At 70.2% G+C, this 14,588-nt stretch carries 16 protein-coding genes; 7 read left to right on the top strand and 9 right to left on the bottom strand.

What is annotated here, in order from left to right:
• Positions 1 to 29 precede the first annotated feature (29 nt).
• The 4 genes from OG943_RS19555 to OG943_RS19570 are packed head-to-tail and all read left to right on the top strand — an operon-like array spanning position 30 to position 3,503.
• On the top strand, positions 30 to 1,307 hold the full coding sequence (locus OG943_RS19555) for a glutamate-5-semialdehyde dehydrogenase (protein WP_328611226.1): 1,278 nt from the start codon (positions 30 to 32) through the stop codon (positions 1,305 to 1,307).
• A 20-nt stretch (positions 1,308 to 1,327) separates the two neighbouring features.
• Positions 1,328 to 1,618, top strand: coding sequence for an acyl carrier protein (locus OG943_RS19560; RefSeq protein ID WP_328611227.1), 291 nt, complete (start codon positions 1,328 to 1,330; stop codon positions 1,616 to 1,618).
• Positions 1,615 to 2,601, top strand: coding sequence for a hypothetical protein (locus tag OG943_RS19565; protein ID WP_328611228.1), 987 nt, complete (start codon positions 1,615 to 1,617; stop codon positions 2,599 to 2,601). The genes OG943_RS19560 and OG943_RS19565 overlap by 4 nt, the downstream gene beginning before the upstream one ends.
• A 17-nt stretch (positions 2,602 to 2,618) precedes the next feature.
• Entirely contained in the window at positions 2,619 to 3,503 is an 885-nt protein-coding gene (locus OG943_RS19570; RefSeq protein WP_328611229.1) for an aldo/keto reductase, read from the top strand.
• Positions 3,504 to 3,673: 170 nt separating this feature from the next.
• On the opposite strand, the gene OG943_RS19575 is transcribed toward OG943_RS19570, so the two are convergent.
• Positions 3,674 to 4,681 carry a DMT family transporter gene (locus OG943_RS19575; protein ID WP_328611230.1) on the bottom strand — a complete coding sequence of 336 codons (1,008 nt, stop codon included), beginning with the start codon at positions 4,679 to 4,681 and terminating at the stop codon, positions 3,674 to 3,676.
• 494 nt (positions 4,682 to 5,175) lie between these two features.
• Here OG943_RS19575 and OG943_RS19580 point away from each other — a divergent pair, with 494 nt between their 5' ends.
• Complete coding sequence (locus OG943_RS19580) at positions 5,176 to 5,469, top strand: GlsB/YeaQ/YmgE family stress response membrane protein (RefSeq protein WP_328611231.1); 294 nt, start codon at positions 5,176 to 5,178, stop codon at positions 5,467 to 5,469.
• Positions 5,466 to 5,852, top strand: coding sequence for a WhiB family transcriptional regulator (locus tag OG943_RS19585; RefSeq protein WP_328611232.1), 387 nt, complete (start codon positions 5,466 to 5,468; stop codon positions 5,850 to 5,852). The genes OG943_RS19580 and OG943_RS19585 overlap by 4 nt, the downstream gene beginning before the upstream one ends.
• Positions 5,853 to 5,958: 106 nt before the next feature.
• On the opposite strand, the gene OG943_RS19590 is transcribed toward OG943_RS19585, so the two are convergent.
• The 6 genes from OG943_RS19590 to OG943_RS19615 all read right to left on the bottom strand — a co-directional run bounded on the left by OG943_RS19590 (position 5,959) and on the right by OG943_RS19615 (position 11,518).
• The gene (locus tag OG943_RS19590; RefSeq protein ID WP_328612103.1) at positions 5,959 to 6,804 is read right to left on the bottom strand and encodes an SAM-dependent methyltransferase; all 846 of its coding nucleotides are present in this window, start codon (positions 6,802 to 6,804) and stop codon (positions 5,959 to 5,961) included.
• A 100-nt stretch (positions 6,805 to 6,904) separates the two neighbouring features.
• On the bottom strand, positions 6,905 to 7,513 hold the full coding sequence (locus tag OG943_RS19595) for a hypothetical protein (protein ID WP_328611233.1): 609 nt from the start codon (positions 7,511 to 7,513) through the stop codon (positions 6,905 to 6,907).
• A gap of 13 nt (positions 7,514 to 7,526) precedes the next feature.
• Positions 7,527 to 7,985 carry an FMN-binding protein gene (locus OG943_RS19600; RefSeq protein WP_328611234.1) on the bottom strand — a complete coding sequence of 153 codons (459 nt, stop codon included), beginning with the start codon at positions 7,983 to 7,985 and terminating at the stop codon, positions 7,527 to 7,529.
• A 10-nt stretch (positions 7,986 to 7,995) separates the two neighbouring features.
• On the bottom strand, positions 7,996 to 9,393 hold the full coding sequence (locus OG943_RS19605; protein WP_328611235.1) for a ferredoxin reductase family protein: 1,398 nt from the start codon (positions 9,391 to 9,393) through the stop codon (positions 7,996 to 7,998).
• A gap of 62 nt (positions 9,394 to 9,455) precedes the next feature.
• Positions 9,456 to 10,826, bottom strand: a complete 1,371-nt coding sequence (locus OG943_RS19610) for a HAMP domain-containing sensor histidine kinase (protein WP_328611236.1) — start codon at positions 10,824 to 10,826, stop codon at positions 9,456 to 9,458.
• On the bottom strand, positions 10,823 to 11,518 hold the full coding sequence (locus OG943_RS19615) for a response regulator transcription factor (RefSeq protein WP_328611237.1): 696 nt from the start codon (positions 11,516 to 11,518) through the stop codon (positions 10,823 to 10,825). Before OG943_RS19615 ends, OG943_RS19610 begins: the two co-directional genes overlap by 4 nt.
• A gap of 339 nt (positions 11,519 to 11,857) precedes the next feature.
• On the opposite strand from OG943_RS19615, the gene OG943_RS19620 reads away from it, so the two are divergent.
• Complete coding sequence (locus OG943_RS19620; protein ID WP_328611238.1) at positions 11,858 to 13,378, top strand: alpha-L-arabinofuranosidase B; 1,521 nt, start codon at positions 11,858 to 11,860, stop codon at positions 13,376 to 13,378.
• A 69-nt stretch (positions 13,379 to 13,447) separates the two neighbouring features.
• Here OG943_RS19620 and OG943_RS19625 read toward each other — a convergent pair whose 3' ends face one another.
• Positions 13,448 to 14,062, bottom strand: coding sequence for a TetR/AcrR family transcriptional regulator (locus OG943_RS19625; RefSeq protein WP_328611239.1), 615 nt, complete (start codon positions 14,060 to 14,062; stop codon positions 13,448 to 13,450).
• An 81-nt stretch (positions 14,063 to 14,143) separates the two neighbouring features.
• Complete coding sequence (locus OG943_RS19630; protein ID WP_328611240.1) at positions 14,144 to 14,584, bottom strand: nitroreductase family deazaflavin-dependent oxidoreductase; 441 nt, start codon at positions 14,582 to 14,584, stop codon at positions 14,144 to 14,146.
• Positions 14,585 to 14,588 lie beyond the last annotated feature (4 nt).

A 14,588-nucleotide genomic window follows, 5' to 3' on the forward strand; every position in this document is an offset into this window, starting at 1 on the left:
AACATCAAATCAGATGCCGGATTGGCGTGATGACAGAGATCATTCTCGAAAATGCGAGACAGGCAGTGACCGAGGCGCCTCCGGTCGGTGACGAAGCATATCTGACGTTCGCCGAGGCGATCGAGACGCGGCTGCGCCGGCACTGGCCGGAGGTCGTGGCCGCGAACGAGCGGGATCTGGCCGCGGGGCGGGCCAAGCAGCTGTCCGGGCCGATGCTGGACCGGATGCGGCTGACCGACGGGCATCTCGACCGGCTCGCGGAGCTGGCGCGGCTGGTGCGCAAAGACCTGCCGGCGGTCAGCCGGCCCGGCTCCGAGTTCCACGGCCTCCAGCGCTCGACCGCACGCCGGGTGCCACGGCCGCTGGGCGTGCTCCTGATGATCTACGAGGCCCGGCCGATGGTCACTGTGGACAGTGCGATCCTTTCGGCCTGCACCGGCAATGCCGTGCTGCTCCGGGGCGGCAGTGAGATCAGCCGGAGCAACGCGGCGCTGGCGGTGGTGATCGACGAGGCGTTGCGAGACGCGCGCCTGCCGGCCGATCTGGTGCAGGTCCTGCACGATCTGGACCGGGCCGGGCTGCGCGAGCTGCTCCGTCGCGACGACGCGATCGACGTGCTGGTACCCCGTGGCAGCCCGACGCTCGTGGACTACTGCCGCACCACCTCCCGTATCCCGCTGATCGTCGGCGGAGCCGGGGTCAACCACCTGTACGTCCATTCCTCGGCCGATCCCGCGCTGGCCGCCCGGCTGATCCTGGACAGCAAGCTGCCCGACCCGGCCGGCTGCACCGCGCTGGAGATGCTGCTGCTCGACGAGTCCGTGGCCGATGACGTGCTGACGGCACTGGCCCGGCACGCCGACGAGCCGGACCTCAAGGGACTGGCGCTTCGGGTGCCCGGAGAACTCGCGCGACGGCTGCCCGATCGCCTCGCGGACGTGGTCCAGGTGCAGGAGATCGGCCCGCACGACGACGGCCGGGAGTTCCTCGACCGCACCTTGGCCGTGCGCACCGTCCCCGGCCTGGTGGAGGCGTCGGCGCACATCCGGCGTCACAGCTCGGGGCACACCGACGGGGTCGTCGCGACCGACCGGGAGGCGATCGCGGAGTTCTGCCGCCGGATGGACTCCGCCGCGGTGGTGGTGAACGGCTCGCTGCGCCTGCACGACGGCCCGAGTCTCGGTATCGGGGCGGAGATCGCGATCAGCACCGGCCGGACGCACGTCCGCGGCCCGGTCACGCTGGCCGCGCTGCTGACCTACAGCTGGATCGTCGAGGGTGAGGGCAGCGTCCGATTTCGCACGTGAGCACGAAGAAGGAGAAAACGATGGCGACTGACACCCGAATTCACGATGAGGTAAACCTCGCCGTGAAGAAGATGATGATCACGGAGTCCCGGTTGTCGCTCGACCCGGCCGAGCTGGGCGACGCGGAGCAGCTCAACGGGCCGGTACTGCGGGTGACGTCGGTGGGCCTGCTCGGCATGTTCATCCGGCTCGAGGACGAGCTGGCCCTGACGCTGCCGGACGGCCTGTTCGCCGGCAAGAACTTCGGCACGGTGGCCGACCTGGTCGACGTGCTGGTGCCCGCCTGTGCGCAACAGCGAGGAGCTGCATGACCGCGGCCCCGGAGCATCAGCCGGACGCGGCCGGCCCGAATGCCCTGAGCTGCTACACCGCCAACCTCGCGGCCTACCTCCTCGCCGGGAACGACGACGCGCTCGACGTCATCGCCCGCTCGGTACGCCTCGCCGTGCGCCCAGGTGACGAGCCGGCGTTCTCCCATCACTCCATTCCGTTGCATCAGGTCCCGGCTGAGGGCGAACTCGGTTTCGCCGGCGTGCCGACCAGTGCCGCCGCGATCGAAGGCATGGCGCGCGAGATCGAATCGAGCGGGCAGGTGCTCGTGCTGGCCAACAGCGCGTCGATGCCGTGGTCACGGGCCAGGGCCGGGGATGGCGCGCCACATCTGTTACTGGTGGATGGCCGTCGCGGCGGGCAGTGGCACGCCGTCGACGAGTTCACCGCGCTGCTCCCCGAGGGCCGGCAGGATCCTTTCCAGGGGTGGCTCACCGATGAGGGCCTGCTGAGCGCGATCCGGCCCAGCCCCGTCCCCGCGCCGGAACACAAGCTGCGCGAGGAACACGCTTTCGGCTTCCCGGTGCCGATTCCGCCGGATGGCACGTACCAGTGGGTCGCGCTCAGCCCAGGCCGGACCGCCGGGGTGCCGGACCTGCCTGGTGACTGGGTCACCGGCACCGAGGCGGCCCTGGCCGTGCTGTCGGAGTTCTGGGCCGGGCTGGGAGACCACGAACCCCGGCGCCGGTTCCTCGACGACATGTGGGCGGCCGCGCAGCATCACGCCTATCGCTACGTGCGGATCGGGTCCTTTGTGGACGAACGGAGCGCGGACATCGCGACGTTCACCCGGGCCGTCGAAACCTGGCAGAACCTGCCGATGGCCCTCCGGTTCGCCGCCGAATCCGCGGCGCGGGGCCGGGCCCGGCCCTCGATGGTCCAGGCCACCTTCGACCACCTGCTCGACGCGGACGGCCCCGCCCGGGCGCTGCTGCCCCAATACGGTTTTCCGGCCGTGCCATGACAGAAGGGACTTCCACCATGAACACCGTCAACGTGGACCAGCCGGTCCGCCGGACCTCGACGTTCGCCATCGGGGGCGACCTCACGGTGCACCGCCTCGGCCTGGGCACCATGCAGCTGACCGGCCCGGGCACCTGGGGCCCGCCACGCGACCGCGCCGAGGCGATCCGCGTGCTGCGGCAGGCCGTCGAGCTGGGCGTCGACTTCATCGACACCGCGGACTCGTACGGGCCGTACGTGGTCGAGGACCTGATCCGTGAGGCACTGCACCCGTACCCGGACGGCCTGGTCATCGCGACCAAGGGCGGACTGGCCCGGCGCGGCCCGGCGGCCCGCGACGAAGGGTGGCCCGCCATCGGCCGGCCCGACTACCTGCGGCACTGCGTGGTGACCAGCCTGCAGCGGCTCGGTGTGGACACGATCGACCTGTACCACCTGCACCGGGTCGACCCGCAGGTGCCGATCGAGGACAGCCTCGGCGAGCTGGCGACGTTGCGCCAGGAAGGCAAGATCCGCCACATCGGGGTGTCCGAGGTGAGTTTGGACGTGCTACGCCAGGCCCAAGCGGTCACGCCGATCGCCACGGTCCAGAATCGCTACAACCTTGTTGTGCGGCACCATGATCCCGTAGTGGAGTACTGCGAGCGCGAGGGTATCGGCTTCATCCCGTGGTTCCCGCTGGAGTCGGGAGACCTGACCACGAGCGGCGGGACGATCGCCCGGCTGGCGGAGAAGCACCAGTGCACCCGAGCCCAGCTGGCGATCAGCTGGCTGCTCGCCCGCTCCCCGGTGATGCTGCCGATCCCGGGCACCGCTTCCACCGGCCACCTGACGGAAAATCTCACGGCCGGCTCGGTCGTGCTGACCGACGAGGACGTCGAGCTGCTGACGCGCCTCAGCTAGTACTCCAGCCAGGCTACAAATACGACCCCTACGGCGGCAGCGATCTTGGTGAAGAAGAAGAGAAATAATAAATAGCATGAGGTGACGATGCCACACGGGCGCGGTCCCGATCGGTGATCCACGGTTCCGGCAGATACAGCTCACGATCGATCAGCACCTCGAGTGCCGCCTCAACTAACCGAGCGATCGCTCAGCGGCGGGTGTTCCGGGGCGAGCACCGGGGCCGCCGGCTCGTCAACGCGCTGGCGGCGCACCGCGATCAGCACTCCCGCGATGATCACGGCGAAACCGGCGAGCTGCCACACCGGCGGCCACTGCCCGCGCGCGAGGTAGACGTAGGCGACGCCGGAAATGGTCTCGACCACCACCAGCATGCCCGCGAGGCTGGTCGGAAGCCGCATGGACGCGGCGTTCCACAGCCAGGTGCCGCCCCAGGAGACCAGCATGCCGAGCACCACCGAGCCCACCAGCAGGCCGAGCAGGCCCGGATGGGCCGGCCCGACGGGCCCGAGCTGACCGGTCACCCACACCAGCGGGAGGGCGACGAGCGTGATCGCGCCGGTCGCGACACCGACCACACTGGACCACTGGCTGGACGAGACCTCGGGGTTCTTGGCCAGGAAACGCCCGTTGCTGACTCCGTAGGTGGCCCACATCAGCAGCGCGGCGAACGCGGCGAGGATGCCGATCACCTTGCCGCCCAAGGAAGTTCCGGGTACGCCGTCGGTGCCGACGATCTCCACCCCGTTGACCACGATCAGTCCGAGGGTCACGAGCACGACCGGAACCACCAGGCGGCGCCACGGATAACGACGGTCCACCCAGTTGCCGAGCAACGCGACCGTGACCGGGACGCAGCCGATGACCATCGTGGTGATCGGCGCCCCGGCCGAGTGCACCGCGACGACGACGAGCAGGTAGTACCCGATGTTGCCGGTGATGGCGTAGACCAGCGCCGGGCGCCAGTGCCGGCGGGCGACTCCGCGGATCGCCGCGCCGCCGCCGAGGAACAGCCCGGCGGACAGGACTCCGTACAGCAGATAACGGCCGGCCGTGAGGGTCGCCGGTGTCCAGTCGTGCAGCAGTTCCGGCAAGAGGAAGGCGAGCCCCCAGACCAGGCCCGCGGCGACACCCGCGCCCAGCCCGCCGGCGATGCCTCTGTCCTTGGCCTCTCGCATCACTGCCCGCCCGTCCCGTTCGGTTGATTTCCGGCGTATCCCACGGCTGGGCCACTGCTCGCATCGCTGCGGCATTCGAGCAGTGGCATTCGAGGAGCGGGAATTTGACGAGCGCGATTTCCGGTATTTCTTCGACGCCCGGGCAAAAGGACTCATCGATAGTGGGACTCGATCGTCGCGAGGGCGGAATCTGGGCGCTCCGGCGCTGTCCGCACACTCTACCGCGCCACCGGGGCAACAGCGGCCGCTCCGGGGCCCGGTTCTGGCCGATCAACCCCGGACGGCGGATTGACCGACCGGCCTGCCGGCGGGGACGTACCGGTCCCGCATCAGCTGTATGCGGCAGCGGGCCGGAGGTCTACGATGGCAGGTATCACCCGGTCTGATGCTGCGCTTGGGCAGAACGAAGCTTGGGCAGAAAACGTCTGTACCGGATCGGGTTTCGCCCCAGATCTTGGCGCCGCACGCTCGACTTGCCCCAAGGAAGGGCCACAGTGAGCATCATCGCCTGGATCATACTCGGCCTCGTCGCCGGCGTCATCGCCAAATCCCTGCTGGGTCGCAGGGCCAAACACGGGGTCATCGTCACGATCCTGATCGGCGTCGCCGGCGCGCTGCTCGGCGGCTGGGTGGCCGCGCAATACCTCGGAATCGATGCCACCAAAGGGTTCTTCGACCTCTCCACCTGGGTCACCGCGATCGTCGGCTCGGTTGTCCTGCTCCTGATCTACCACGCGTTCGCCGGCGGCATCGTGAAGTCCCGGCGCGGTTGGCGCGTACGCCGATGACAACCACCTTGCGGCTCCCCTCGCCCCGGACGGAAAACTGGGACTGGCAGATGCGCGGCTCCTGCCGCGGAATGAACACCATGCTCTTCTTCAACCCCGACGGTGAACGCGGAGACCACCGAGCCGCGCGCATCGCCAACGCCAAAAAGGTATGCCAAACCTGTGCGGTGCTCAAACAATGCCGCACCTACGCGCTGGCCTCGAACGAACTCCACGGCGTCTGGGGCGGCCTCTCCGAATACGACCGGCGCACCATTCACGACAACCCCGCGGTTCGCGGGGGAGAGAGCGAGAGCCCGCGATGTTCACCTTCACCGGAGCCGCGTCCGAGGCCATCAACCAGCTCACCACCGGCCAGAACGTACGTGAGGAAGGCGGGCTGAGGCTGAACGGTTCCCCGAGGACGGATCCGTGTTCTCCGGGGACATCAACGGGCACTTCACCTTCCTGGTGACCTCCCCGCAGTGAACCCTCCAGCCGCGGTGTGGTTCAGGCTTTGCGGCCGACCCCACCGGCCATGATCCGCTGGGCGATGTTGGGTGCCTGGAGCAGCGGCCCGTCCGGCCACCAGTCGGTCAGCGTGACGACTTCCGGGGCCTGGGCGGGACCTGGCGGGACGAGCTCGGTCTCGTGGAACAGCTCGTGGATTTCGCCCTGGGTGCGGGAGATGACGCCGCGCAGGGAGCCCGAGCTGATGACCTCCCGCATCTGCGCGACGGCCTCGTCCTCGCCCGAGCCGTCGTGGGGGTCGATGAGGTGGGAGATCACCAGGTACGAGCCCGACGGCAGGCGGTCCAGGAACTCGGCCGTGACCTCCGCGGGCCGGCCGCGGTCGCCCTTGTGGTGGTGCAGCGTGGCGACGAACAGCACCGCGATCGGCTCGTCCCAGTTCAGGTGCGACCGCACGATGTCGTTGTCGAGGATGCTGCCGGGCTCGAAGATGTCGGCCTGGATGTAGCGCGTGAGGTTGTTGTCTTCGAGCAGGGCGCGGCCGTTCGCCGCGACGATCGGGTCGTAGTCGCTGTAGACCACTTTCGCGTCGGGCCTGATCCGCTGGGCCACCTGGTGCACGTTCTCCGCCGTGGGCAGCCCGGAACCGCAGTCGAGGAACTGGGAGATGCCGGCGTTCGTGGCCAGGAACCGGATCGCCCGGATGAGGAAGGACCGGTTCTCGCGGGCGGCGTCGGCGAGCTCGGGCATCTTCTCCATGATGCGCACCGCTTCTTGGCGGTCGACCTCGTAGTTGTCCTTGCCACCCAGCAGGTAGTCGTAAATCCGGGCGACGCTGGCCCGGTAGGGATCCACACCAGGCGGAGCGTTCAGCTCATCGGACAACGACACCAGCCTCCTCGGCACTGTGGCGACAGTGGCACACACTGTAGTCACCACCAGTGACCCTTGGCTACCCGGGCTCGGGCCCGGACCACCGGGAAAATCAGCCCGCGTGGCCCGCGTGCGGCACCGCGTTCGGGCTGAACTGCCCCTGCCAGCTGGCCTGGGCGCCGGAGTCGCCGATCCGGGCGATGTCGTAGCAGGCGGCACCCGCGGCGAGGACACACAGGACCGCCACGACCACCGTGACCGTGGTGGACGCCGGGGCCAGGAAGGTCCGACGCGCTGCCACCGGACGCGTGACGACCGCGGTGCTGCCCGGCTCGGCACCACCCGGCTCAGCAATTCCCGGCTCGGTGACCTGCGGTTCCTGGACAACGGCGGCGGCGCGGGCCTCGCGGGCACGCCACCACACGACCAGCGCGAGCACGGCAACAGGGATCGCCGCCCAGATCGCGGTGTCGCCGAGATCGGTGTGCGCGCGGACGAGCGGGGTCGAGGCCACGCGCCGTTCCAGCCACTCCCCCGCGTCGGTGGTGACCGGGACGAGGACGACAACGAGGACGGACAGGATCGCGTTGGCACCGGCCAGTTTCCGGCGCACGGCGGGCCAGACGGCGGTGAGCACGAGCAGCAGCGCGGCGAGCGGGAGCAGGACCACGATCGCGTGGACGAGCAGGATGTGCGCGGGCAGGCCGTTTACGGTGGTCATGCGTTCCTTCGCTTCAGTGGTGGGCTTGGTCGAGTGCGGACTGCAAGGACTGGGTGTAGCCCTCGGAGGTGTAGGTGGCGCCGCTGACGGTGTCGATCTGCGCGCTCTGCGCCTGCAGGGTTTCCTGCACCAGGGTGGGGACCGCAGCGGAGTTGATGCGGACGTCGCGGCCGCTCTCGTCCGGCACCTGGACGGCCTGGGCGTCGGTGATCCGGCCGCCGGAGACGACGATGCGGACCTGGACCGGTCCGTACCGGGTGTCGGCGGCGGTGCCGGTGAAGGTGCCCGCACCGGCCGCCGCGCCGGGGGATGCCGGCGCGGCGGACGTCGCGCCGGCGGAGGGGCTCGCCGGACGTTGCCGGGCAACAGGAGAGGACGTGACAACCGCGTCGCCGCCGGTGCTGGTGTGGTAGCTGAACAGCAGCACGACGATCGAGACGGTCGCGGCGATCGCGAGCGCGATCCGGCGCATGGTGGGCTCCCTACCAGCCGAAGCGTTCACTGTGGACACGAGCGGACGGGACGCCGGCGCGCTGCAGCGAAGCGGTCACGGTGTCCAGCCAGCCATCCGGGCCGCACACGTAGACCTCGTGCTCGTCCAGGTCGGGCACGAGGTGCCGCAGCACGACCTCGTCGGCGACCGGGGCGTGCCCGGCGGGCAGCCAGGACCCTTCGGCCCGGGGCCCGGGCAGATACCAGAGGCGGATGCCGCGCCGGGCGGCGAGACCGTCCAATTCGGACCGGAACAGCACCTCACCCGGTTCGCTGACGCGGTACAGCAGCACGGCGTCACCGCGCTCATACGGCAGTTCCTCCAGCAACGCCCGCAGCGGCGTGATCCCGATACCGGAAGCGATCATCGTCACCTTGTGTCCACTTCGGACAGATCCGGTCAACCGGCCGTACGGTCCTTCGAACAGGACTCTGGTCCCCGGGCGCACGGCGGCCAGCCGCGCGCTGCCCTCGCCGAGGTCCTTCGCGGTGATGCGCAGCCGCCGTCCGTCCGGGGCCGCCGACAGGGAGAACGGGTTGCCGCGCGTCCAGCCCGGACCGTCCAGGAAGCGCCACACGAAGAACTGGCCCGCGGCGGCGGGAAGCCGGTCGAGGTGCCGTCCACGCAGCTCGAGCGACACCACGTCCGCCGACTCCCGCCAGACGCGGGTGACGCGCAGCCGATGGTGGACGTTGCGCCACACCGGCAAGCCCACGCGGAACACCAGGACGGACCCGGCGGCGGCCGCGTAGGCGCCCCACCAGAACACGGTTGCGACGGGGGAAGCGGTGAAGTCGGCACCGCTCCAGAGCTGGTGCGGCAGGGCCAGTCCCGCACCGAGGTAGGCGTAGAGGTGCAGCAGGTGCCACGACTCGTACCGGAGCCTCCGCCGCGCCGCGCGGACGGAAGTGACGGCGACCAGTACCAGCGCCGCCGTCCCCGCCGTGGCCAGCAGCATCCCGGGGTACGTCGTGACCAGGTCCCAGGCCTCACCGAGCAGACCGGACCGATCGGTCGCCGCGTAGCCCAGGGTGATCAGCCCGATGTGGGCGAGCATCAGCGTGAACGAGGTGAACCCGACGACGCGGTGGCGGCGCGCCAGGTCGTCCTGACCGTACGACCGCTCCACCCACGGGATCCGTGCCATCAGCAGCACCTGCACCAGCAGCAGGTCCGCGGCCAGCAACCCGGTCAGCCGCCCGATCGAAGTGAGCGCCGCGGCCGCGCCGTCCAGTTGCTGCAGCCCCCGGCCGGCGACCCACAGCGCGACCACGAACAGCAGGCTCAGCCAGGCGGCCAGCCCCGCGGCGGCACGCCACCACGCCCGGACCGGGGCGACGTGGACATGGCGCCGCCGCCCGATCGGCAACGTGGTGGTGGCGGACATCGGCTCTCCCTGTGGTGACGGCGTGTGACCGCCGCTCTGCCTGCCACTGTGGCCGAGCCCGGTTAGCCCCCGGCGTGGCCTCGGTGAGAATCCGGTAAGAGATCGCCGACGGTGAACCCGACCTCCGCGCCGCCGCCGTCCCGTGGCCCGGCGAAAACGGTGCCACCGTGGGAAAGCGCGATGTCCCGCACGATCGCCAGCCCGAGCCCGGACCCGGGCAGCGAGCGGGCGTCCGCGGCCCGGTGGAACCGGTCGAACACCCGTGCCCGGTCCTCCTCCGGGATGCCGGGGCCCCGGTCGAGCACCGTGACCCGCCCGGCGTGGACCCGCACCTCGACCGGGCCGGTCCCGGCGTCGAATTTCACCGCGTTCTCCAGCAGGTTCGACACCGCCCGCTCAAGTCCCTTCGGCCGTCCCGAGACGGTGGTGGCGTCCGCGTCGACCAGCACCGGCCGTCCCGAACGGCGCCGGACCCGTGCCGCGGCCCGCTCGGCCACCTCCGCGAGCGCGACGGGCCCGGCCTCCTCGTGGTCGTACTCGTGGGTGGCCAGGTCGACCAGCTCGGCCACGAGGTGGGTCAGCTCCCGGGTCTCGCCGTCGACGTCGGCGAGCAGCCGGCGGCGCGCGTCCGGGGCCAGCTCGTCGAACCGCCGCAGCACGCTGGCGTTGGTGCGCAAGCTGGTCAGCGGGGTGCGCAGTTCGTGGGCCGCGTCCTGGACCAGGCGCTCCTGATCGGCGCGGGCGTCGGCCAGCCGGGCGAGCATCGCGTCGAACGAAGTGGCCAGCCGGCCCACCTCGTCCCGGCCACCGGGCGGGACCCCGATGTCGAACCGGCCGCCGGCGCTGACCTCCTCGGTCACGCGCATCAGCCGCACGAGCCGCCGCGTGATCTGCCGCGCGATCAGCCAGCCCAGCAGCGCCGCGGCCACCAGCACCGCGGCACTCACCATGGTGATGCGCGCGGCCAGGTCGTTCAGCACGTGCCGCGTCTCGTCGACGTCGATGCCCAGCTGCAGCGCTCCCCGGCCGCCGCCGAGCGCGACCGTCACCACCCGGTAGTCGTCCGGGCCGACCGTGGTGTCCGCGTAGTCCTGCCCGCCGGCGGCCGAGGCGAGCGCGCGGTCCGCGGGCCGCACGGGGAACGCGATCGGCCGGCCGCCGAGGTGCCGGACCGCCCCGTCCGGCGCGACCGCCTGCGCGGCCATCGGCTGGGCCTCGTCGTGGTCGTTGTCCTGCGGGCCGCGGGTCAGCTCGTTGGGCGCCAGCACCTGGGTCGCCCCGGTGCTGACCTCGGAGGCCGAGGTCAGCAGGGTGCGGTCCAACTCGTTCCAGACTCGTTGTGAAGCGGTCTGGTAGCTCAGGACGCCCACGATGATCGCCGCGCCGCCCCCCACGGCGGCGAACGCGATCACCAGCCGGCCGCGCAGATTCACGGCAACCGCGCCGAATAACCCACACCGCGCACGGTGTGGATCAAATCGCCGGCGCCCGCCTTCTCCAGCTTGCGCCGCAGGTATCCGATGTAGACCGCGAGGTTCTTCGACTCCGGCCCGAACTCGTAGCCCCAGATGCGCTGGTGGATGGTGCCCCGGTCCAGCACGATCCCGGCGTTGCGGACCAGCAGCTCCAGCAGGTCGAACTCCGTCTTCGACAGCTCGGCCTCCGTGTCGAGCCACCACACCCGCCGCGCCCGCGTGTCCACGGAAAGCCCGCCCAGGCGGATCACCCGCTGTGCGACGTCCCCCGGCTCGGCGCTTCGCCGCAGCAACGCCCGCAACCGGGCGAGCAGCTCGTCCAGCTCGAACGGCTTGGGCAGGTAGTCGTCCGCACCCGCGTCGAGGCCCGCGACCCGGTCCGCCGTCTCCACCCGGGCCGTCAGCATCAGCACCGGCGTCCGGTCCCCGTCCGCCCGCAGCACCCGGCACACGCCGAGCCCGTCCACCCCGGGCATCATCACGTCGACGATCAGCACGTCGAACTCCTCGCGGCGCGCCGTGGCCAGCGCCTCGACCCCGTCGCCGACCTCGCTGACCCGGTACCCCTCCAGCTCCAGCGCACGCACCAGCGACTCCCGGATCGCCCGGTCGTCGTCGGCCAGCAGGACGCGGTGTGCCATGGCCGCCATCATGCCCGACCACTGCGGACCCGTCCTCGCGGCAACACGGCCACCGGCTTCCGGACGCGGGCGGGCAGGACTGCCGGTCTGGACCTTTACAACGTTGTTCCAACGATGTAAAAATTACCGCGCACCGGATCGGCAGGCCGCGGACAGGCCGGTCGAGCCGGTTTTCGACTCCTCCACCGTCCCCCCGAGCCGGGCTTGCGCTGCCGCCTCCGTTCAGCGCGACACCGGGTTGCCGAAGTTCCCGCGATCGCCGTAGGAGATGCCGTCCGGCCGCGCCCGCGAGATCCACGACCTCGGCCGTGAACCCGCCCCGGCACAAGCCGAACAGGAGTGCCTGTCATGAAACGCCTGCGGAACATCCTGTTGTCCGTCGTTCTCATGCTCACCGGCCTGGCCTTCGCCGGAACATCGGCCGACGCCGCGCCATCCCTGCCGTGCGACGTTTACGGCTCCGCGGGCACGCCCTGCGTGGGAGCGCACAGCACCGTGCGAGCGCTCTTCGCCGCGTACAACGGCCCGCTCTACCAGGTGCGCCGCGCCGACGGAGCCACGACCGACATCGGGCTGCTCTCGCCGGGCGGCATCGCGAACGGGGCCGCGCAGGACTCGTTCTGTGCCAACACGTCCTGCTTCATCTCCGAGATCTACGACCAGTCGCCGCGGCACAACGACCTCACCATCGAGGGGGCGGGCGGAGCCGGCGCGGCCGACGTCGGGGCCCCGGCCGACGCGCTCCCGATCAGCATCGGCGGGCACACCGCGTACGGCGTGGAAATCACCTCGGGCATGGGCTACCGGGACAACAGCACGAGCGGCGTCGCCGTCAACGGCCAGCCCGAGGGCATGTACATGGTGGCTTCCGCGACCCACGTCAACGGTGGCTGCTGCTTCGACTACGGCAACGCCGAGACGAACAACCAGGACACCGGCGACGGCCACATGGACGCGGTGTACCTCGGCCTGCGCTGCGAGTTCGGCAACTGCAACGGATCCGGCCCCTGGGTGGCGGCCGACCTCGAGAACGGGCTCTTCCAGTCGAACACCGGCACCAACGCCGGCGACCCGGGCCCCGGCGCGACCCCGTACGTCACGGCGATGCTGAGCAACAACGGCCAGGATCACTTCACCCTGAAACGGGGCGACGCGCAGACCGGCGACCTGGCCACGACGTACTCGGGCTCCGAGCCGACCGTCCGGAACACCTACTCGCCGCTGCACCAGGAAGGCGCGATCGTCCTCGGCACCGGCGGCGACAACAGCAATGCCGACATCGGCTCGTTCTTCGAAGGCGTGATGACCGCCGGTGTGCCGACCGACGCCGCCGACAGCGCCGTACAGTCCAGCATCGTCTCCGCCGGCTACGGCGGCTCGAACGGCGTCCCCGGCGGCACGCTCACTCCCGGCTCGTCGATCTCCCTGCGAGCGACCACCGCGTGCTGCACAACCCGCTACTTGCGCCACTTCGCCGGCGACGCGGTCACTTCGGTGATCACGGCGGACAGTTCCACATCGGACAAGAACGACGCCACCTGGATCGTCCGGCGAGGCCTGGCCAACAACTCCTGCCTCTCGTTCGAATCGAAGAACTATCCCGGCGACTATCTCCGCCACTCCAACTACCAGCTGCACCGGCAACCGGACGACGGCAGCGCCTTGCTGACCAACGACGCCACCTTCTGCCCGGGGTCCGGTAACAGTGGCTCCTACACGTCGTTCCAGTCGAACAACTATCCTGGCTATTACATCAGGCATTACGACAGCACTGTCTACATCGCTCACAACGGTGGCAGTAATCCTTGGGACGCCACGGCATCGTGGGCCGAGGACACCACCTGGGAGGTGGCTCAGCCGTGGTCGTGACCGGGCCGCCGGTGAACCCCTTGTGCCTCTTCTGAAGCACCGTTCCATCAGCAGGACCCGGAGGCTGTGTCAAGGCCCGCAGATCTGCGTGACGAGTTCGGTCCAGCCGTGCATGAGCCGCTTCCGCTGCCGCTCGACCGTGGCGGACGAAAGGTCTTCGGCGGGCAGCTGGAGCATCAGCGGCCCGTCGAGGGCGCCGGTGAGCTGTGCGGCGAGCACGTCGAGATCCCCGAACGCGGGCTTGATCTCGCCGAGCAGCATCCGGATGTGCAAGCGGGACAACGGGGATTCGCCGGCGGGGGCCTTCTGCCCGCCGTCGAGCGTGGCGCGGGCGATCTCGTGATTGTCGAACAGGAAGCTGATCCGCGCGGTCCCGTAGGCGATCAGCCGCTCCAGCCCCGGGGCGCCGGGGCCGAGCGGCGGGTCGCCGCCCATGACGGCCTGCTGCAGGGAGCGTTCTTCTTCGTCCAGCAACGCCTGGAAGATCCCCGCCCGGCTGCCGAACCGGCGGAAGACGGTGCCCTTGCCCAGCCCTGACCGCGCGGCGAGCTCGTCCATCGTGACGTCGCTCGCACCGCGTTCGGCGACCAGCACCCGTGCCGTCTCCAGCAGCAACGCCCGGTTGCGGGCGGCGTCCGCGCGCTCCGGGCGTGGTTTGCCGAGGTGCGGCAGAAGTTCCTTCACGGCGGCCACCCTATCCGCTCGATCCCGACGCCGGGCGGCACGTTCGCAGGGGAAACATGCCGCCCGGGTCCGCCGGCGCTACTACGCGTCGAACGGCGTCAGGACGAAGATGGGCATCTTGCGGGTGGTCTTCTTCTGGTACTCCGCATAGTCAGGCCACGCTTCGACGGCACGGGCGATCCACGTGGCGTACTCGTCGCCATCGACTTCCCGGGCCCGGTAGTCCTTCTTGACCGGACCGTCCTGAAGCTCGACGTGCGGGTTCGCCTTCAAGTTGTAGTACCAGACCGGGTTTTTGGGCGCACCGCCCAAAGAGGCCACGACCGCGTACTCGCCTTCGTGCTCCACTCGCTGCAGGGCACTCTTGCGGATCTTGCCGGTTTTGGCTCCCACCGAGGTCAGGACGATCACGGGCGCGCCCTGGTTGTCGGTGCCCTCGGTGCCGCCGGAGCTCTCGTAGAGCTCCACCTGGTTGCGGCTGAACTCGAACGCGCTCGGCTCGTACTCCCCGGTGAGAGGCATGGCT

The organism is Amycolatopsis sp. NBC_00345 (assembly GCF_036116635.1).
GTDB lineage: Bacteria > Actinomycetota > Actinomycetes > Mycobacteriales > Pseudonocardiaceae > Amycolatopsis.